We start from the raw sequence: 20333 nt of genomic DNA, 5'->3' as shown, positions 1-20333 counted from the left end.
AGGGGGGACGCTCAAAGATGTCTGTTTGTAGCCTGGTATGCTAAATGGTCCCTTCATAAAGATGTAAATACGTAAATGAAGTTCCCATCATTACTTATAGTATACCCATTTCTTTGGGGAATCATTTGGTACAATTGTGGAAAAAATGTGTAAAGTATTATCTAATTTTATGTTTTTAGAAAGTGCAAATGTATATTCATGATACATCGCTTCATTGTCTTATTTAATTTAGCCAAAAATATAATTCTCGTATTGGTATACCCTTAAAAACAATAAATGAATCGTAAATATTCTATAAGTAGGGTTGTAATACGTTAAACGAATTAAACCACGATAAAGTAGAGTTTTGATACTCAGAAGGGCAATGGGATATGTGCTTGATAAACGCATCATTTTTATAATTTTTTTCAGGTTGTTTTATCTGAGGTTGCATACTAGTGTTACAATAACAGTGAATAGTTGAATTTGTGATTGGTGAGCAGAAATGTAATAGATCTAAATAATCGTTTATTTATGTGAAAATAGTAGTAAAGAAATAAGAGAAAAGGTGATTAAAATGAATCATCATATTGGAATAGTTGAAGACGATCCAAATATACGTAATATTGTATCTGCCTATTTAAAAAAAGAAGGATTTACGGTCACATTACTGGAATCTGCTGAAGAAGCATGGGAACTTTGGAAAACAGAACCTCCAGCCATGTGGATATTAGATATTATGCTTCCGGGAATGGACGGCTATGAGTTTTGTAAAAAGATTCGTATGGAAAGTGAAGTACCGATTATTATTATTTCAGCGAAGGATGAAGAAATTGACAAAATTCTTGGACTTGAGCTCGGGGGAGATGATTATTTAACTAAACCATTTAGTCCAAGAGAGCTAGTTGCTAGGGTAAAAAGATTATTTAAGCGATCCAGTATAAGTTTGGCGAATACTGAAGTAAATGATACTAGAGTGACTGTTGATGAATTGACGATTGATAAAGAAGAACGTCGTATTTTCTTTCGGGGGGAAGAATATGAAGTGACAACGAAAGAATTTGATATGTTACTTATTTTAGTGGAAAATGTGAATCGCGCCTTTTCAAGGGAGGAGCTATTAATTAAAATCTGGGGAGACAATTACTTCGGAAGCGATCGGGCGGTGGACGACCTCGTTAAACGAATTCGTAAAAAACTTCCTCATTTGCCTTTAGAAACAGTGTGGGGATATGGCTACCGGCTTCGAAATGAAGGAGAAGTTACATGAAGCTACAATCGCAATTAAATGCCGCTTTTACAGCTTTGCTATTCGTTATTATGGCTGTTACCGGGTATGTCATCTATTCCCTCATCTTGGATTTGCTCATCCAAGATGAACAGCGGCAGTTAAAACAAAAGGGTGATTTAATCGTTGATGTGTTAAATGATCAATATGAAAGTACAAGCGTAAGTAACTTAAATAAATTGTTAGAAGATCAAGGTTTACAAATGTTTATTTATGACAGAAATCAGCATGTAGCTGCATCGCCGACCCTTCCTGACAGTGTCGTTTCCGGTTTTTTTAAGAAAAATGATTTTGCCGATGCGGATAAAACATTATGGGAGTATAATGGTGCCAAGTTTGTCACTTCAAGGATTATTTTTACTCCTGAGAGTACAGGCGTTGAACTTATTCTTTTAACACCTTTAAGTGATTTAGAATTAGTCCAGCAAAGTTTTATCTTTCGCCTATTAATTGTGTTTTTCATAGGCGGTGCGATCGCGATTATTCTAAGTTATTTTTTAACTCGCAAGCTAGTGACCCCACTTTCGCAGCTGAAAAAGCAGTTAAAAAAGATAGAGAAACGGCAATTTCGTTCCATTAAGCGAATTAAAGCGACAGGTGAAATAAAGGAAGTGGAACAAAGTGTCTATGATATGGCGCAAGAGTTGGAAAGATATATTAACTCGCAACAAACCTTTTTTCAAAATGCCAGCCATGAGTTAAAGACCCCCCTTATGACAATTCAAGGTTATGCAGAGGGGATACGAGACCATATTTTTGATGCTAAAGAGGAAGAAAAAGGTCTTGACGTGATGGTGACAGAAGTAAAACGCTTGAAAAAAATTATTAACGAAATGATACTATTAGCTAAGTTAGATAGTGAACCAGACGTCTATACACCTGAAAAGATCCAGTTAAAACAAGTGATGGAGCAGGTAGTGGACCGGGCTCTCCCGATAGTAAATGAAAAGGGGATTGAGCTAAAGCATACGATACAAGGTTCCCCGGAAATAGTAGCAGATGGAGAAAAAATGCTACGAGCATTATTAAATTTAACATTTAATGCGATTCGCCATGCTCATGCAACAGTTCATTTCGATATTAAGAAAGAAAATAAAAAAATTCTCATCGTCATAGAAGATGATGGGGAAGGAGTATCTGAAAACTTAATTCCACATATTTTTCACCGGTTTGTAAAAGGGAAAGGTGGAGAAACAGGACTGGGGCTTGCAATTGCAAGAGCAATTATTGAACAGTCCAATGGAAAAATTTCTGTTCACCGGTCGAAATTAGGTGGAGCAAGGTTTGAAATTGTATTTACTCTAAAGTGATTATCCAAACTTATTTTTCGTTATTACTCTTTAGTTTTAAGGTTGTGAAAAGGCGAGAAAAAAGTGTAAGTTGACCCAAGAAACCCAATTCAAGAATCGATATTCATCAAAACGGTCTGAGTGGGAGAAAGAAGCATCTACATCGCCGATTAGATAGGACTGTAGGATGTGTGATCTCGGAAGACTTAACATGCAGGCAAAACATTCTTTCTTTTTCAAGGAACTTAAAGTTTTGTCCTTTGTTTTACTTCAATCAGTAGGAGATGGAAGGGAACTCCTACTGATTGAGTTCCATTTTTTTATTGTATAGGAACCTATAAAATGAGGTACTTGTGGATAACAAAATAACCAACTAGTCACGTCCGGCGCATGAGCCCAGCAACGATGCGACTTTAGAAATGCGCCCTACGATAAGGCCTCATCGGTTCGTCGCTAAGAGGAAGGCCGACGACTAAAAACGGGCTTGCCGCCTTGCCGCCCAGACGTCGGCATACCCCTGTTTTTAGTGGCATGATTCCTTTATCTCTTGATTCGTTCCATTCACTACGTTGCTAAACGAGCACTTGCGCCTTTGTTCTTTGGTCTTCTTTTCTATATTTTAAAAAAGAGTTTAGACAGGCTATAATTTCCCAGTTTGCATTTAATATCCATGTTTTTAGTTTTATTGACAGAATATGAGTCTATTGATAGTATATTGAATTATCGGAAATGATGGCGTTTTCTTTTTGGTCTCTTAGTTAGAAATCACATATAATGACGAATGATAATTTGAAAGGGTTTTATAGTGCCTGCTAATTGACAAATTATCGTAATCTTCAATTCTACTACTAATATTAAACATCAGAAAGAGGGTGAAATAGCTGTGAAGAAACGTCAATTTCTAGGGCTTATCCTTGGTCCGATTTTATTTGTAATCTTGTTTTTTTTACCCAATTTAACCGGGCTTGATGATTCTCCAAGGGCTGTCCTAGCAGTTACTGCATGGGTAGCATGCTGGTGGATAACAGAAGCAATTCCAATACCGGCAACATCTTTGCTTCCTATTTTTTTATTACCTATCACAGGTGGAGCAGAAGAAAAAACAGCTACCATGGCTTACGGCAACCCAATCGTTTTTATGTATATGGGTGGCTTTACAATTGCGCTTGCCATTGAAAAATGGAATCTCCATAAGCGAATTGCTATGACCATTATTTCCATGGTGGGTACAAGCAGTCAACGTATTATTCTAGGTGTATTGCTTGCCACAGCTCTTTTATCCATGTGGATTTCGAATGCGGCAACAGCTCTTATGATGTTACCAATCGCTTTAGCGTTAATAACAGAAGTAAAAGAAAATAACCTGCTTGATGAGAAATCATTGCATCATTTTGCAAAAGGCTTATTATTAACTGTAGCGTATGCTGCGTCCATTGGAGGACTAGCTACCCTAATTGGATCTGTACCAAATGCAGTTTTTGCCGGTGTTGCATCTAGTGTTCTCGATCAGCAAGTTACATTTACAGACTGGTTTTTATTTGGTTTTCCTCTTACGATTATTTTATTAGCAGCTTTATATTTTTATATAACTCGTATTCAATTCAAAGTAAACCAAACTGGAAATATCTCAGATGACTTTGCTAAGCAACAACTTAGAAAGCTTGGTCCCATGTCTTATGAGGAAAAAGCAGTGTTATTTATTTTTACGATTACCGGGGCGCTATGGATATCTTCTGGATTTCTACCAGAAGGCTTGCGCTTATCTGATACAAGTATTTCTATTATTGGAGCAACTGCTATGTTTTTATTGCCGAGCAAAAAAGAGACCGGGGAATTAATGCAATGGAAGGATATGAAAGATCTTCCTTGGGGACTGCTCCTTCTATTTGGTGGTGGGCTTTCGCTAGCAGCTGCTTTTGAAGAATCTGGTTTAACAGAATGGTTTGGAACATTGCTAAGTGCATTAGAATCACTTCCTTATCTACTTATACTAATAGTACTTGCTGCGATCGTACTATTTATGACCGAGATCATGTCAAATACAGCCGTATCAAATATGTTAATACCAATCAGTATTGGGCTTGCAATTGGCATCGGTGTTGATCCGTATGGTATTATGGCGGTCGTAGCTCTGTCGGCTTCTTGTGCATTCATGCTACCAATCTCTACACCTCCAAATGCAGCAGTGTTCAGTTCCGAATACTTAACAATAGATGACATGGTTAAAGCAGGTTTTTGGATGAACATTTTTGCAATTTTGGTAATAGTGGTATTTGTTTACTTCTGGCAGCCGATTGTATTAACCTTTTAACAAAACTAAATTATAGATTACTTGTTTCGTATTCGAGCACCAAAATAAAGCATAAGAAATAAGTGAAACATGAACTGGTGGATAGCATCGATTACGAGTAATCTTTGAGCTTGCATACCAAACCTTATAGTTTAATTCCTTTAAAAAATCGGCGAACCATTAATGTGGTTCTCCGATTTTTTCTAAATGTTTGCCTAGTAAGATGATGCTATCGAAAAAATAAACCATTGGCTATCATCTTAAATAAAGCATTTATGTATCTTCTGGGATCAAAATTTTACTTTATATGCACATCCATGTTATAATTGAATAGTTTTTCTAATGTGCTAGAAAGATGTTGTCGAACAAAAAAATGTATTCAGCATTAGAAAAACTTGGCTTGTCGCCAAGTCTTATGGCAGAAGCCTTTGTTTTTCTTATACTATAAACCAGAAAAATCTTATACTTTCCTATAGTGTAAAGAAAGGCTATCTTCAAGTATAAGTGGATGTTCAAAAAGTCTGGCGAAAATAAACGAATTCCAAGAAGTCTGGATGCTTGCTCCATGCTGAACAATTTTTTGTTGCAGGGTCCACCTTGAATTTATTCTTTTCCCTTGCTTTTTGGACGGTCACTATACGTGAGGTGAGACGCTTGCTTGAAAAGGAAAGCTTAGCAAACAGCCAAGAGTTTTCTCCTGCAAGAAAACAGCAATCTCAAACCGATAAATATGATATCCAAGATTCTGTTATTTAACAATTAGTAGGGATAAAGAAAGCTTGACGGATTGAAGTTTAATCTTATTATCCCTTAAAATAGAGGAGCGTACGTATGCAATTAAGAGAAGATATTCGCAACATTGCTATCATAGCCCATGTCGATCATGGGAAAACAACGTTAGTAGACCAAATGTTAAAGTATTCCGGAACGTTTCGTGAAAATGAACATGTTCATGAACGAGCGATGGATTCCGGAGATATTGAACGAGAACGAGGGATTACGATACTGGCTAAAAATACAGCCATTAAATATAAAGACACAGCCATTAATATTTTGGACACACCAGGCCACGCGGATTTCGGTGGAGAAGTGGAACGAATTATGAAAATGGTGGATGGGGTAGCGTTAGTAGTCGATGCTTATGAAGGGACGATGCCACAAACACGTTTTGTACTAAAAAAAGCCCTTGAACAGAAATTAACCCCAATGGTCGTTTTAAATAAAATTGACCGCCCGAATGCAAGACCAACTGAAGTAGTAGATGAAGTATTAGATTTATTCATAGAATTAGGAGCAGATGATGAGCAGTTGGAATTTCCGGTTGTCTATGCTTCCGCTTTAAACGGAACTTCTGGATACAAAGCTAACGAGCAGGAAGAAACGATGGATCCTGTGTTTCAGACGATACTCGAACATATTCCTGCACCAATCGATAACAGGGAAGAACCATTGCAATTCCAAATTACGTTATTAGATTACAATGACTATGTAGGCAGAATCGGTATTGGCAGAGTAGTACGGGGTACGATGAAAGTTGGCCAGCAGGTTGTTATTTTGAAAAAAGATGGAACACAAAAGTCATTCCGTATTACGAAACTGTTTGGATTTATCGGTTTAAAACGAATTGAAATTCAAGAAGCTGTATCTGGTGATGTAGTGGCTGTTGCTGGGTTAGAAGATATTAATGTAGGAGAAACGGTCTGTCCTCAAGATCATCCAGAAAGTCTTCCATGGTTACGGATTGATGAACCCACACTGCAAATGACGTTCCTTGTAAATAATAGTCCGTTTGCAGGTAAAGAAGGAAAGTTTGTTACCGCTAGAAAAATTGAAGAACGCTTGCTGAAGCAATTGGAAACAGATGTTAGTCTTCGCGTTGACCCGACTGATTCACCTGATGCATGGATTGTTTCTGGGCGAGGGGAGCTGCATTTATCGATTCTGATTGAGAATATGCGCCGAGAAGGCTTTGAATTGCAGTTATCGAAACCACAAGTCATTATAAAAGAAATAGATGGTGTAAAATGTGAACCAGTAGAAAGGGTTCAAGTAGATGTTCCGGAAGAATATACAGGTGCCATTATGGAATCGCTTGGTTCAAGAAAAGGCGAAATGCTGGATATGGCAAATCAAGGAAATGGACAAGTACGCTTAGAGTTTAAAGTTCCATCTCGTGGATTGTTGGGATATGCTACCGAATTTATGTCGCAAACACGTGGCTATGGTATCTTGAACCATACCTTTGAAGGATACGAGCCGGTAATTAAAGGTCAGGTTGGCGGAAGAAGAGAAGGGGTACTTGTTGCTCTAGAAAATGGGAAGACGTCGACCTACGGGATTATGCAATTGGAAGATCGCGGCGTTATCTTTGTTACACCTGGAACAGAAGTGTATGCGGGTATGATTGTAGGCGAACATAATCGTGATAATGATCTTACGGTAAACATTACAAAAGAAAAGCATTTAACAAATGTTCGCTCTGCAACGAAAGATCAAACAATAACAATCCGTAAATCGCGTAATATGTCTTTGGAAGAGGCATTACAATATTTAAATGAAGATGAGTATTGCGAAGTAACACCCGAATCTATTCGCTTACGTAAAAAAATTCTTAATAAGAATGAACGCGAAAAAGCAGCGAAAAGAAATAAATAAATGGTTATAAAAAATCATTTTTCTGGAATAGATACATGTAAAAAACACCGAAAAAAGAACCCTTTCTTCGGTGTTTTTTTACAAAAATACAAAAGTATAAATTTAGGCGCTTAAAAAGGGTGGAGTTACCTGCGTCTTCTCCATTTCGTTATCTATGAGGTAAGGGGATTTGAGCTAAAACTAAAATAGCTTCCGAATAAAGGTATGAGTTTCTTTTGCTCATAAATAATTGAAACATATTTTGTTTATACTTGTAGGTTTATCCTGTATATAAGGTTCTGTAAGGATCTTGCTTTAGGAGTTGGATAATCTGAACAGCAACAAGTCTAAGTGGGGAGATAACAGCACCTAAATACCCTATTTCGTAAGCTGCTTTTAAGTCATCCCATTATGTTACTAACAATCAGTGGTGGATGAATGAAAACCCTATTGATTGAAGATTTACTTTATGGATACAGAACAGTAAGATGCTATAAAGAAGGGGGTTAAGATAATGAAGAGATTATGGAAACGCGTCCGTTTTTTGTTTACGTTCCACCGATCAATTCCTTTCTTTAAGGATTTTTTTACTTCGAAAGATGTAGCCAACACTAAAAAACTTTTCTTTGTATTGCTGATATTAGGATATTTTATTTTTCCATTTGATATGATTCCAGATGTTATATTAGGGTTCGGGTTAATTGATGATGTGTCGATTGCCGTTTTTCTGTTACAATGGATGGTTAAAATGGCGCCAGAAGCAATTAAGGAAAAATATTCATTCTAGAATAGTTGCACATTTCTTGTAATCGATTCATTGACAAAAAAGCAGACTTCTTCATATAAACGTCTGCTTTTTTGACTGGTTTGAAAATTATAAAATTCTCATTAACACATTCACTATATTCATCTCTTGTTTGTATACTAGTAAGTGAGTGAGTGTTTGAATTTTTCTTCTTTATCCCGTACATTAAGTTGCTGTAAGACTCCCACTTCAGGAGTTGGATACTGCACTACAGCCTAAGTCTAAGTGGGAGATAACAGCATCTAAAATGCTCTACTTCTTAACAGGCCTTTAGGTTATACCATTTCGGTATAACAATTGGTGGTGGATGAATGAAAACCCCCACTGATTGAAGATTCACTTTATGATATGCTGTATTATTCGTGGCTTTCTTCATCATCGTTAGGTATGTATTTTGTAGAATAGGCAGCACATATAAGAAAAATAAACGAAAGCCCCCACGAAACAACACCACTCCACTGCGTGTTTGTTCTTAAACCAACTACTAATATAACTGCACTTAAGCCAATAAATAATACTGTTAAGTAACGCTTCACGAACAACACCTCGAATGCAAACTTCAGTCTATTTTATCCCGTATATAAGTTTTATAAGGTCTTCCATTTAAGAATGGAAACAAACCTAAGTGGGATATAAGCGAGCATCTAAACGCTCCATTCGTCCAGTTTAGGTCATCCCATTACGGTAATAACAACAGCGGGGATAAAAGCCCCCTCTCACCTGATTGAAGAATTCATTTTATACTAGTTATGTATGTGGAACTAGGAATTAATCCCTCCATCCTTCTTGAGTAGGAAGAAAAGTGCTACTGCAACGCTAATCTCATGAATATCTGGTCCCTTAAACATCCATTATAATAGATACTTAGCAAAAATAGCATTTATATGTATATTGTAGCACGGAAAAATCGACAATGAATAGGGGGACAAGCCAGTATAGTGCTGCAAGATGCGAATTTGATTGTATCCATGTTGAATACGAAAGTGTTTAATAACAAGAATATGAGATCTAAATAACTGGTTCGAAGATGCAAACTAGCGTTGGTAAGATTCAATTATGCATAGTTGAGAGAAGAAAGCTTCTCTTGAGGAACATTTTTAACCATTAATAAAATATTCATTGAAGCCATAAATAATCCCATATCATTGATATGGGATTATAAATTTGTCTCAAATTATCTAGCACAATTATTTAATTAGGATTATTGACCAGCAACGTCGCGCTTTGTGAAAACAATCCATGACAATAACATGAAAATGGCGTAATATACAACTAATACAGTTATAGAAAAGCCCATCGTATTATCTTCAAGCATTAGAAAGTTTCCATCCATATATTGACTTAAGTCCGTGTGAGCGAACAAAATATATTTAGCCCATTCTTTATCAGCAAAGAATGTAACAATAGAGCTACCGCCCATCATTAGGAAGATAGCAATACCAATTGCTAATGAACTATTACGGAAGACAGCAGAGATCATAAACGCAAACGTAGCCATCATTACAAGGTTCACAAGTTTGAAACCAAAGCTAGTAAATACATTAGCTACTAGTGATACAGTTTTAAAACCATCTTCTCCTTCCACAACAATAGAAGGGTTCAAGTCGCCAATACCAAAGAAGATTGCTCCAAAAATCCACATTAAAACGAGTGTAAATATGGCTGTATAAAGGGCGAATAGTAAGACGGTAATATATTTGGATAATAAGATGCCACTTCTGCTAATTGGACGAATTAATAATAATTTAATCGTACCCCATCTGAACTCATTGGCAACTATTCCTGCTGCAATAATAATGGTTAATAAACTAACAATTGATAGAAAATTTATGTTTTCTTCAACAAAAGTCCAAGCTGTATAAGGGGCAGGTTGAATATCATTTTCCAAGTAATAATTATTTTTGGCAATAAGGGAATTGTTGTAGTCTTCAAAACCTTCCACTTCTTCCATTTCTTTCTGCAGTTCTTTATTTTCTTCTTCCAATACTTGGCGCCAATCGTCACCTTGGTAGTCCTTCTTTAGACCATCAAAGCTATTGGTTAAAAGAGCATTACCAAATATAAGCACGGCTAAGATAATATACATGATCCATGTTGATTTACGAATAAAGATTTTCCCTTGTTCATTTTGAATTAGTTTTAACATTCTACTCAATCGTATTCTCTCCAATCAGTTCAAAGAATTGATCTTCTAGTGTACCTTTTGCAACATTGACTTGATAAATCTGACATTCATTTTCTACTAATTTTTTAATAATTTCCGGAACTTGCTCTTTTTTACAGCGGAAAGATAAATTACCATCAAGCTCAACGGATTCCAGCTGGAAATCTTCATTTAAGATTTTCATTGCCTTATCCATTGGTATAACCTCAGCATGGTGAATTACTTCTTCTTCTTTTGTTTCTTCACCGACGTTTTGAATTTTAATGATTTCTCCGTTTTTAATTACGCCAATTCGGTCACACATTTGTTCAATCTCAGAAAGCAAGTGACTGGAGATGATAATAGCAACATTTTCTTCTTTTGCTAGCTTCCGAATATGGTCGCGAATTTCGCGAATTCCAGCTGGGTCTAATCCGTTTGTTGGTTCGTCTAATATTAATACAGATGGATTATGTAAGAGTGCCTGAGCAATTCCAAGCCGTTGACGCATTCCTAATGAATATCTTCCAACCTTTTCATTAATTGCTTTTTCAAGACCAATGAGCTTGACGACTTCATGTATTCGTTCTGTTGTTACTCCTGGCATCATCCGGGCGTAGTGTTTTAAGTTTTGCCAACCAGTTAAAAACGGGTACATTTCTGGGTTTTCGACAATGGCGCCAACTTCGCGCACAGCATGTTTAAAATTGCTTTTAATGCTGTTTCCCTGGATAATGACATCTCCTTCTGTTATGCTCATTAATCCAACCATCATACGGATGGTGGTCGTTTTACCAGCCCCATTTGGCCCAATAAATCCAAACACTTCTCCTTTAGGGATGGAAAAGGACAAGCCTTTAATAATTTCTTTTTTGCCAATTTTCTTTTTTAAATTGACTAATTCCATTGCAGCTGAAGACATTATGTAACCTCCAATTAAATTGATTAATAGTACTACGGTAGAAGTGACAAATTTGTTTCAAAAAACCCCCAATTTGCTCAAAAAGTAGTTGAACAAATTGGGGAACATGTAAAAAAGTTTAATTTTTTAGGTCAGGATTATTGTATTTTGCTTCTTTTACGCGTGGCTGCCGATATCCGCCAGCGATGTCAGCTTGTTTGAAGTCTTTGCCATAGTGGATTTCTTGCGCATCTGTCAGCTGTTTGTTTTTAGTTGGTTGATACTGCGTTTTTCGCATGTAAAAAATCCTTTCTTTAGATGTTGTTCAAAAATAGACATAGCGTCTTTGTTTTATTCATGTATCTAAGCTGTTGTTCAGCTCCTAGGGGGTCTTTTTTGAACTTATATATAGCCATTCCCTCTTACGAAAAAAATCAAACATGAAAAGATAATATGCGTTATAATGTGGTAAGAATGTAAGCTGAGCCTTAACGGTGATCACGTTATAATCAAACTTTTGAAGAGAAAAATATAAACAGCTAGAGTTATGCAAAAGGAGCAGAAGAAATGAACCGACATTTTATTGCAGTTATATGTATCATCTTGATCGGCTTTAGTATGCTTGTAGGGTGTAGTAATAATTCGACAAAAGAACCAAAACGGCATGAGGTAAGAGAAACAACTGTAGATGAAAAAGAACCCCCTAAACAGGAAATCACCATTGCTGCAATTGGGGATATGCTTATTCATAGCCAAGTTTATGAAGATGCAAAAACAGAAACTGGTTATAATTTTACTCCAATGCTTAAAGAAGTGAAACCGTATTTGGAGGAAGCAACGGTTACAGTTGCAAACCAGGAAACGATGATAGGGGGAGAGGAGCTGGGCTTGTCCTCGTATCCAGCCTTCAACAGCCCATTCGCTGTAGGTGACGCTTTAAAAGCTGCTGGAGTTGATGTAGTAACGATAGCGAACAACCATACGCTTGATAGAGGAGAAAAAGCTATTCAACGAGCAATAGAGCATTGGGAACAGATTGATATGATGTATACAGGAGCTTATAAAAACGAAGCAGACCAAGCTACTTTGCGAGTTTATCGAACTAAGGAAGGCATTGATGTAGCATTTCTTGCATACACATATGGAACGAATGGAATCCCTGTTCCTGAAGGGAAGCCCTATTTAGTAAATTTAATAAACAAGGAGCGGATGGCTACAGAAATAAAAAAAGCGAAACAGCAAGCAGATGTTGTCATTCTTAATTTGCATTTTGGCACTGAATATCAAATGTTACCAAATAAGGAACAAAAGGATTTAGCGCAATTTGCGGCTGATCAAGGTGTTCATGCAGTAATCGGACATCATCCACATGTGCTGCAACCTGTAGCATGGGTAAAAGGGAAAAAAGGGAATCGGACCTTTGTTGCTTATTCTTTAGGAAACTTCTTATCAGGTCAAGATGAACTCTATCGACGATTTGGCGGTATATTGAAGTTTACCATAACGAAAAATGAGAATGAAGAAATCAAACTTGAGAAGCCAGCATTTTTGCCGACATTTGTTAAATATAAGAATGAAGCCGATTATCAAGTCATTCCATTAAAAAATATAACCAATAATGATTTAAATGGTGCGAAAAACTATTATAAAGAGATAACAGCGCATATGAAGAAATGGTTGCCAGAATTAGAGATTATGGAACCGTAAACGGAAGGGGATAAGAGACCAGCTTATTTCACGATTAAAGGACGCTCAGTCTTTCTTCGTAAGATAAGAAAGCATAGAATGAGGTGCTTGATAATAACGAAATAACCGAATAGCCACGTTCGGCGCAAGCGCCAGCAACGTTGCGACTTTAGAAATGCGCCCTCCAATAAGTCAGCATCGGTCATGTCGAAAGGAGCTGCTAGGTCACATAGCAGCTCCTTTTCATTTCAAAGAGAAAAATAACTTACCCGTGTTGTTCTTTTCTTTTTATCAGATAAGCAATAAAATAAAAAATAAGAGAAAAGCCAATAAATACAGCTGTTGGAATCTGCATTACCGGTCCAAATCTTGGTGTGAATCGCATAATAACAACAAATAATGTAATAAACGCTGACAATCCGAGCCAAGCTTGGATAAATTCGATCCACTTATTGGTCTGTTTTCCGGCAAACGTGGATCGTTTTAACCACCAGAAGACGGTTTTAATAAATAGATAGAGGATAATGAGATAGCATACCAACATTACAAATATGGATGCTGGATAAAATGAACTTACTGCTGCTCCAATCTGAAAGAAATAATACATTGTTAAGCCAATAATTCCATAGATAAGGCTCAAAAAACCGATTGTCTGGAAAGAAATTTGAGCTACGAACAATAAACGGGGCTTTTGTTTTTCTTTCGGGAGTTCTTGAATGAGCTCCTCGCAATACGCTTTTGGGTTCGACCCAAAAATATCGGTTGCATTTTTACCTTCTGACTGTGCTTGCAGTAAATGTTCTAATAGTTCCAAAAGCAGTTCCTCTGTCTGTTGTTCTGACTTATTACTAGCCGAACGGATATAAATAAGCATGTTTTCATAATAAGCCAAATTTGCTTCATTTAAATGTGTACGCTTTTCGTTATTTAATTCAATTAGTGCACTTGCATTCATACATCATAACCTCCTTGGTTGACAATTTTATCAACGGGATTTTTGATTGCGTCCCATTGTAAATAAAATTCCTTTAGCGCTTCGTTTCCGTCTTCGGTTAATTGGTAATATTTTCGTTTTGGTCCAGATTCTGATTTCTTCATTTCACCGATAATTAATTTTTCCTTTTGTAATCGCAACAGGATAGGATAAATGGAACCCTCACTAATGTTTTCCAGACCATATTCCTTTAAAATAACGGAAATTTCATAACCGTATGTAGGTTGTTGCTGAATGATGGATAAAATACATCCTTCTAAAATCCCTTTTAACATTTGACTACGCAAAGACATAATCTTAACCTACCTTGTATAACATGATAGTGAATTTTAAATTAGCTACCTTGTTATACAAAGTAGCTTATACAAATACTTTACAATTTTTTTCTATAAAACACAAGCATTTTTTGGTATGATAATTTTATCCGTGTTTACATGAACGAGTAATTTTTAAAAATAAACTAGTAGCATATGCGTTAGGCAAAACGAATAGGTTTTTTACCGGATAAATGTGAAGTAGATTGTAATACGAAAAGGTTTATATACTGCTTGCTTGCACTTGCGAGTTTAGTAGAAAAATTGATGAAGTATGAAAGGTGATAAAACAACATGGAATGGAAAAATATTTATAGAGGTATGCTAATGGGAGCAAGTGATGTGATCCCGGGTGTAAGCGGGGGGACCATTGCAGTATTATTAGGTATATATGACCGATTAATTGCAGCGATAAATGGATTTTTAAGCAAGGATTGGAAGAAACAACTAGGCTTTTTAGTCCCATTGGGAATAGGCGTTGTTATTGCAATATTGTTATTGAGTCATGCAATTGAATGGTTATTTGCACATTATCCTGGACCAACGCAGTTCTTTTTTTTAGGGTTAATTATTGGGATATTGCCTTATTTGTTTTATAAAGCAAATGCTAGAAAAACATTTAAAGCAAATCATATTTTGTTATTAGTGATAGGGATGGTTCTCGTTGGCTCCATGTTATTTTTAAATGAAGGAGAGCCAAAAGTGATTACCGAAATGGACATGTCCACTTATTTATTGCTGTTTGGTTCAGGGGTTATTGCTAGTGCCGCTATGATATTGCCAGGCATTAGCGGTTCATTTTTGCTACTTATTATTGGCGTTTATCCTACCGTTATTAGTGCCGTTAGTAATTTTCGCTTAGATGTTATAGCTGTTACCGGAGTAGGTATTGTTATTGGGCTTGTATTCATGAGTAAAGTCGTTAATTTCTTTTTAACCCGTTATACAACAGCTACATTAGCGATAATTATTGGGATGGTTATTGGTTCCATTTTTGTCGTGTTCCCAGGCTGGCCTGCCTCATTTAATCTAGGCTTACTTAGTATTGCGGCTTTTGCTGCTGGACTTGCTGCTGCTTACATATTAGGAAGGGTTGAATATGTCTAAAAGCGTAAGCAGATAATAAGACAAATGTGACAAGAATCACTACAATAAAGGGAAACTTCATCTAATTAGAATGTTAGTATCGCAAGAGTATGATAGAAAGACCTTTGAAGAATTGGGTATGGGAGTAGTGTTAACTCCCTTTAGGTCTAAGCGGGAGATTTATCATGGTACATTAGGTGCGGGAAAAACATTGGTTATGGAAGGAGAAAGAGCATGGAACGTCTAACAACAGAAGCAGCTTTTCATGAAGCAATCAAAAGTGACAAACCTGTAATTATTAAATTTTTTGCTGATTGGTGTCCAGATTGCAAGCGATTGGACATGTTTATTGGCGACATTGTGGATGAATTTAAACAATATCAATGGTATGAAATCAACAGCGATGAAGTAAAAGGAATTGCAGAAAAATATGATGTCATGGGAATTCCAAGTATACTCCTATTTCAAAATGGGGAGAAAATAGCACATCAGCATAGTGCTTATACGAAAACGCCGGAATCTGTCAGTGAATTTCTTCATCAACAACTAGGCTAATCAAAGTGGAGGCTATTGCAAATGGACAATAGCCTCTTTTTTAATCTGTGTAGTGATAAAATGCTCCAATTGAAGAAAAGAGTTTTTCTTTGTTGATTGGATGAATAAGTAGCAGAATTTAACATTTATTAACGTAACGCAAAAGATAACGTGCTATGTTCATTTAAAAGCAATTCTGTATTGGCTAACGTTAATGTTGGTTCAGCCGCAAGTTTATAATGAGAAGAAATGAGATGTACGGGTAAGTTTGTCTTTACTTGGGCAATGATTTGGCTATTTATAAATGATTTATTCTTTGCTACATGATACCCTTCTCCCCACTCGATAAGGAACGGAAGCGGGCGCTTCCCCTGAGGAAACAACATTTTCCAAGTCAGGTTACTGCCATCAGGTCTGTGCCGTTTTCCCGGTATAGGTCCTATAGCTGGGATAGAGGCTTGTTCGAAATACTGAATGAGCTGTTCCATGTGGCTGGTGCGGAATGCAAATTGTATAGGACCTTCTTCACCTGCACGGAGCGACTGAACGAGCTGGTGGATTAGTGGATTACTGGCTTCATTCGCTATTTCCTCATCAAAGATACCGAGCCACTCCACATAGCAATCATTAGAAAAATAAGCTAGGTGATTAAACGTCCCCCAATTTTTATGCTTTCCTCCTGAAATAGTCTGTACGTTATGTTGAAGGGAAAATTGCTTTGCTGCTTCTTGAGGATCTTTGGCTGCGATAACAATATGATCTAATGCGAGCATGAAAATACCTCCTCTTGATTACCAGATTGGCGTTACAAGCGTTGCCGTTGCATTTCTTATTAGGTCATTGAATATTCTCTATAACTAAGTATAATAGAAAAAAATATACCATAAAAGGAGGAGTAGCCGTGGGCTATCCAGTATTAAAGGAATTCCCACATGAAATTCATACAAAAAAGGTTACTGATTCGTTTACCACTTCCAGGGGATGGAAAAGCTGTTCATGAAGCTATTCAGTTGAGACAATCAGAACTAAAACAATGGCTTCCCTTTGCTCAAAACGAACAAACATTAGAAGAAACGGAAGCAAACGTTCGCGAAGCACAGATTCAATTTCTACAAAAAGAAGATTTGCGCTTTCATATATTTGATAAACATACCAAAGCTTTTCTCGGCTGCACAGGGTTGCATCGTATTAATTGGAAAGGACCCAAATTTGAAATTGAATACTGGGTGGATACAAGACAGCAAGGAAAAGGAATTATTTCCGAGGCAGTAGAAGCTCTGACCAAATTTGCTTTTGAGGAATTGGGAGCGAAGCGCGTAGAAATACGCTGTGATGAAGAGAATTATCGTAGTCGGGCAATTCCTAAAAAATTAGGCTTCGAATTAGAAGGTATTCATTACCATGATTCCAGAAGCGTAGACGGGCTGAGCTTACGTAATACTTGTGTGATGCTAAATTAAATTATTAGCAGACGATTTGGCTATCCTTTGATATGTTAAAAGAAAGAATAATCATTAGAAGAATTTTGTTCTATGTAAAAAGGGTGGGTGTACTGAGCGTAAAAGTCGCGCATCGAAGCGAGAACATTGGAATAATGAAAAGCAGGTGTAAAAATGGAAAAGCCACGTATATTAATTGTTGAAGATGAAAAAAAGTTAAGTAGGGTTCTACAATTAGAATTGGAGTATGAAAATTACGCAACGGAAGTAGCTTTTGATGGGAAAGAAGCTTTAACACAAATAGAACAAAATGAATGGGACTTAGTATTGCTTGATATTATGCTACCAGAATTAAGTGGTTTGGAAGTATTGCGCAGAGTGAGAAGGTCAGATGAAACGACCCCGATCTTGCTATTGACCGCCAGGGATCAAGTGCATGATAAAGTCAGTGGTCTGGATCTCGGAGCAAATGATTATATTACCAAACCATTTCAGATTGAGGAATTATTAGCGCGGATTCGCGTACATTTACGTAATCCGATTAAAAAGCAAGTAGAAGATGAGAATATTGGCATTGGCGACTTATATGTACACGTAAAAAGCAGAGAAGTGAAGCGAGGAGAGAAACAAATCGAGTTAACACCACGAGAATTTGATTTGCTAGTCTGCTTATTAAAGAATAAAAATATTGTATTGACCCGTGAGAAACTAATTGAACAAGTGTGGGGCTTTGATTATTATGGAGATACGAATGTAGTAGATGTTTACATCCGTTACTTACGGCAAAAAATAGATAAGGGATACGAACGAGCGTATATCCGAACCGTTCGTGGTGTAGGCTATACGATAAAGGATTTGGACACATGAAACTAAGGACAAAAATCCAACTATTTTCCGGCATATTTATGCTCATTCTTACTTTAATCATAAATACAGCTATTTATATGTTATTTTATAAAGTATCTGCAGATGGACAGTTACAGGATCTGGCTGATCAAACAGAGCGTTTAGTGAAAGTCATGAATGATCAACCAGATGTTATTTCCAACGAGTTATTTCGATCTTTTTCACCACCTGAAGGAATGATAAGGGTGGTAGATCAAGATGGTACTATATTTTTTTCTGCCCAACAAGCGGCCCAATACGATATTCCACTTGAATTTAGTTCCAACGAATCCCAAAATGTCATCCAACAGGATAGTGAACCAGCTGTTGCTGTTATATCGAAGCCGATTATATGGGGGGCAGGTGAGCGAGCAGGGGAAGTTGTGACGATCCAAGTTTCCAATCAATTAACAAATTTGGATAGTACGATGAAAACTTTATTTACCGTACTTTTGATTGCAACCATTTTTATGTTAGTGCCCATTATTATCGGTGGAAATGTGTTGAGTCGTTTTTTATTAAATCCAATAAAATCATTAATTCAAACGATGCGGGAAAATATGAAAGAAGCCAATTGGAAAAAGATTCATGTTCAGAATCGGTCCAAAGATGAACTATTTGAAATGGAAAAGACATTTAATGAAATGATGGATCATTTAAAAGATAACTTTGAGAGACAAGAGACGTTTGTATCAGACGCTTCCCATGAATTAAAGACACCTATTTCGATTGTGAAAAGTTATGCACAGCTTTTGGAACGAAGAGGGATTGATAATCCACATCTTGTTAAAGAGTCGATTGAAGCAATTCATTCCGAAGCAGATCGAATGGGAAAATTAGTTGAACAAATGTTGGCTTTAGCAAAAAACAAACATCATGCTTTGATGGAACAGGTGGATATAGTTGCTTTAATAGAAGAAACAGTAACGACGTTCCAAAGAGCGTATACAAGAGAGATTATATTTACTAACCATGCAGTGGATGCTGTGATCCTTTCAGGAAATCGAGATCAGTTGGAGCAGGTTATTTATATTTTGATTGACAATGCATTGAAATATAGCGAAGAGCGCGTTGAAGTTGACTTTGATGTGTGGGATAAGCTAGCAATAATAAAGGTTCGTGATTATGGTGCTGGTATACCAGAGTCAGAACAGGCGCGGATTTTTGATCGATTTTACCGTGTCGATAAGGCAAGAAGTCGAGATACTGGTGGAACAGGGTTAGGTTTATCTATCGCTAAGGCAATTGTAAAAGAACATCAAGGTGAACTCACAGTTCAGAGTACAGTTGGAGAGGGATCAACGTTTACCGTAAAATTTCCCATTTAAAAGCGTGACTCACAAAGAATTAATAAACACTTAACGCCCATCGGAGGAAATGGAAAGTAATATTAGCGATTTTTTCAAGAATTAATGGTGGAAAGTTCTAACTAGCTTCTATATGAGAGGTTTAAAAAATACAGAAGCAATGTCAATTATCGAGTTGTGCTCATTTGTTTTTCTATAAAATCTATGTTAGTGCATGTTCAAAAGAGGGTAAAAAGTATCGAGGTTGGATATGATCGCGGGCGTCCTTGAAAAAGAAAAAAACACTTTTCCTTACGTACGATGTATTGCTGGCGGAGCCTTCCATGTCCTGTTGTAACGTCGACACTAGCGCGTCTGGGGCGACTGAGTTCGGCGGCGAAGTTTCAAGTAGCGGGCTTGTGCGTGTTACTGACTACGCTCGTCACAGGACAAGGGCGGTTTTTAGTAGAAGATCCTATGTGCAAAACTAATACAGGAGCATTATTGAAGCTTCCACGAAACACATTCTTACGCAGGAAAAGGGGGAACCCCTTTTCCATAAGATAAGAAAGCATAAAATGAGGTGCTTGTGGATAACGAAATAACTGAATAGCCACGTCCAGCGCATGAGCCCAGCAACGATGCGACTTTAGAAATGCGCTCTACGATAAGGCATCATCGATTCGTCACAAAGAGGAAGGCCGACTAAAAACGGGCTTGCCGCTCAGGCGTCGGCATACCCCTGTTTTTAGTGGCATGATTCCTTTATCTTTAGTTGAT

19 protein-coding genes and 1 pseudogene are annotated in these 20333 nt (G+C 37.0%); 13 read left to right on the top strand and 7 right to left on the bottom strand.

Annotated features, from left to right (window positions below):
• Positions 1–556 precede the first annotated feature (556 nt).
• From KBP50_RS19125 to KBP50_RS19100, 6 genes are all read left to right on the top strand, one after another.
• Complete coding sequence (locus tag KBP50_RS19125; protein ID WP_050351091.1) at positions 557–1249, top strand: response regulator transcription factor; 693 nt, start codon at positions 557–559, stop codon at positions 1247–1249.
• Positions 1246–2577, top strand: coding sequence for a sensor histidine kinase (locus KBP50_RS19120; protein WP_050351092.1), 1332 nt, complete (start codon positions 1246–1248; stop codon positions 2575–2577). The genes KBP50_RS19125 and KBP50_RS19120 overlap by 4 nt, the downstream gene beginning before the upstream one ends.
• A gap of 862 nt (positions 2578–3439) precedes the next feature.
• Complete coding sequence (locus tag KBP50_RS19115) at positions 3440–4867, top strand: SLC13 family permease (protein WP_050351093.1); 1428 nt, start codon at positions 3440–3442, stop codon at positions 4865–4867.
• Positions 4868–5443: 576 nt separating this feature from the next.
• Positions 5444–5602 carry a hypothetical protein gene (locus tag KBP50_RS19110; protein ID WP_157858450.1) on the top strand — a complete coding sequence of 53 codons (159 nt, stop codon included), beginning with the start codon at positions 5444–5446 and terminating at the stop codon, positions 5600–5602.
• 75 nt (positions 5603–5677) lie between these two features.
• Positions 5678–7501 (top strand): translational GTPase TypA, encoded by a 1824-nt coding sequence (gene typA, locus KBP50_RS19105; protein WP_050351095.1) that lies wholly within the window; start codon positions 5678–5680, stop codon positions 7499–7501.
• A gap of 493 nt (positions 7502–7994) precedes the next feature.
• The gene (locus KBP50_RS19100) at positions 7995–8267 is read left to right on the top strand and encodes a YkvA family protein (RefSeq protein ID WP_050351096.1); all 273 of its coding nucleotides are present in this window, start codon (positions 7995–7997) and stop codon (positions 8265–8267) included.
• A gap of 374 nt (positions 8268–8641) precedes the next feature.
• On the opposite strand, the gene KBP50_RS19095 is transcribed toward KBP50_RS19100, so the two are convergent.
• The 4 genes from KBP50_RS19095 to KBP50_RS19080 form a co-directional block, all read right to left on the bottom strand.
• Positions 8642–8821, bottom strand: a complete 180-nt coding sequence (locus tag KBP50_RS19095; RefSeq protein ID WP_072741276.1) for a hypothetical protein — start codon at positions 8819–8821, stop codon at positions 8642–8644.
• 665 nt (positions 8822–9486) lie between these two features.
• Positions 9487–10431 (bottom strand): ABC transporter permease, encoded by a 945-nt coding sequence (locus KBP50_RS19090; protein ID WP_306423712.1) that lies wholly within the window; start codon positions 10429–10431, stop codon positions 9487–9489.
• Between the two features lies 1 nt (position 10432).
• Positions 10433–11350, bottom strand: a complete 918-nt coding sequence (locus KBP50_RS19085; protein ID WP_050351099.1) for an ABC transporter ATP-binding protein — start codon at positions 11348–11350, stop codon at positions 10433–10435.
• 118 nt (positions 11351–11468) lie between these two features.
• Positions 11469–11627, bottom strand: a complete 159-nt coding sequence (locus KBP50_RS19080; protein ID WP_072741275.1) for a YfhE family protein — start codon at positions 11625–11627, stop codon at positions 11469–11471.
• A gap of 269 nt (positions 11628–11896) precedes the next feature.
• Between KBP50_RS19080 and KBP50_RS19075 the strand changes: the two genes are divergently transcribed.
• A complete protein-coding gene (locus KBP50_RS19075; RefSeq protein ID WP_050351100.1) occupies positions 11897–13036 on the top strand; it encodes a CapA family protein in 1140 nt (379 codons plus the stop codon).
• Between the two features lie 244 nt (positions 13037–13280).
• Here the strand turns inward: KBP50_RS19075 and KBP50_RS19070 are convergent, their stop codons facing one another.
• Positions 13281–13970 (bottom strand): DUF1129 family protein, encoded by a 690-nt coding sequence (locus KBP50_RS19070; RefSeq protein ID WP_050351101.1) that lies wholly within the window; start codon positions 13968–13970, stop codon positions 13281–13283.
• A complete protein-coding gene (locus tag KBP50_RS19065) occupies positions 13967–14302 on the bottom strand; it encodes a PadR family transcriptional regulator (RefSeq protein ID WP_050351102.1) in 336 nt (111 codons plus the stop codon). The genes KBP50_RS19070 and KBP50_RS19065 overlap by 4 nt, the downstream gene beginning before the upstream one ends.
• Positions 14303–14617: 315 nt before the next feature.
• Here KBP50_RS19065 and KBP50_RS19060 point away from each other — a divergent pair, with 315 nt between their 5' ends.
• The 3 genes from KBP50_RS19060 to KBP50_RS19050 all read left to right on the top strand — a co-directional run bounded on the left by KBP50_RS19060 (position 14618) and on the right by KBP50_RS19050 (position 15964).
• Positions 14618–15430 (top strand): DUF368 domain-containing protein, encoded by an 813-nt coding sequence (locus KBP50_RS19060; protein WP_050351103.1) that lies wholly within the window; start codon positions 14618–14620, stop codon positions 15428–15430.
• 70 nt (positions 15431–15500) lie between these two features.
• Positions 15501–15656, top strand: coding sequence for a hypothetical protein (locus KBP50_RS19055; RefSeq protein ID WP_157858451.1), 156 nt, complete (start codon positions 15501–15503; stop codon positions 15654–15656).
• Entirely contained in the window at positions 15644–15964 is a 321-nt protein-coding gene (locus tag KBP50_RS19050; protein WP_050351104.1) for a thioredoxin family protein, read from the top strand. Before KBP50_RS19055 ends, KBP50_RS19050 begins: the two co-directional genes overlap by 13 nt.
• A 128-nt stretch (positions 15965–16092) precedes the next feature.
• On the opposite strand, the gene KBP50_RS19045 is transcribed toward KBP50_RS19050, so the two are convergent.
• Positions 16093–16716: a VOC family protein gene (locus tag KBP50_RS19045; RefSeq protein ID WP_050351105.1), complete on the bottom strand. Its 624-nt coding sequence runs from the start codon at positions 16714–16716 to the stop codon at positions 16093–16095.
• Between the two features lie 128 nt (positions 16717–16844).
• On the opposite strand from KBP50_RS19045, the pseudogene KBP50_RS19040 reads away from it, so the two are divergent.
• From KBP50_RS19040 to KBP50_RS19030, 3 genes and pseudogenes are all read left to right on the top strand, one after another.
• Positions 16845–17403: pseudogene (locus tag KBP50_RS19040) on the top strand (GNAT family N-acetyltransferase).
• Between the two features lie 153 nt (positions 17404–17556).
• On the top strand, positions 17557–18249 hold the full coding sequence (locus KBP50_RS19035) for a response regulator transcription factor (RefSeq protein ID WP_050351106.1): 693 nt from the start codon (positions 17557–17559) through the stop codon (positions 18247–18249).
• A complete protein-coding gene (locus tag KBP50_RS19030; protein WP_050351107.1) occupies positions 18246–19595 on the top strand; it encodes a sensor histidine kinase in 1350 nt (449 codons plus the stop codon). Before KBP50_RS19035 ends, KBP50_RS19030 begins: the two co-directional genes overlap by 4 nt.
• Positions 19596–20333: the final 738 nt, after the last annotated feature.

The organism is Virgibacillus pantothenticus, assembly GCF_018075365.1.
Taxonomy (GTDB): Bacteria; Bacillota; Bacilli; order Bacillales; family Amphibacillaceae; genus Virgibacillus; species Virgibacillus pantothenticus.
This window is presented reverse-complemented; position numbering and strand designations above follow the sequence as displayed.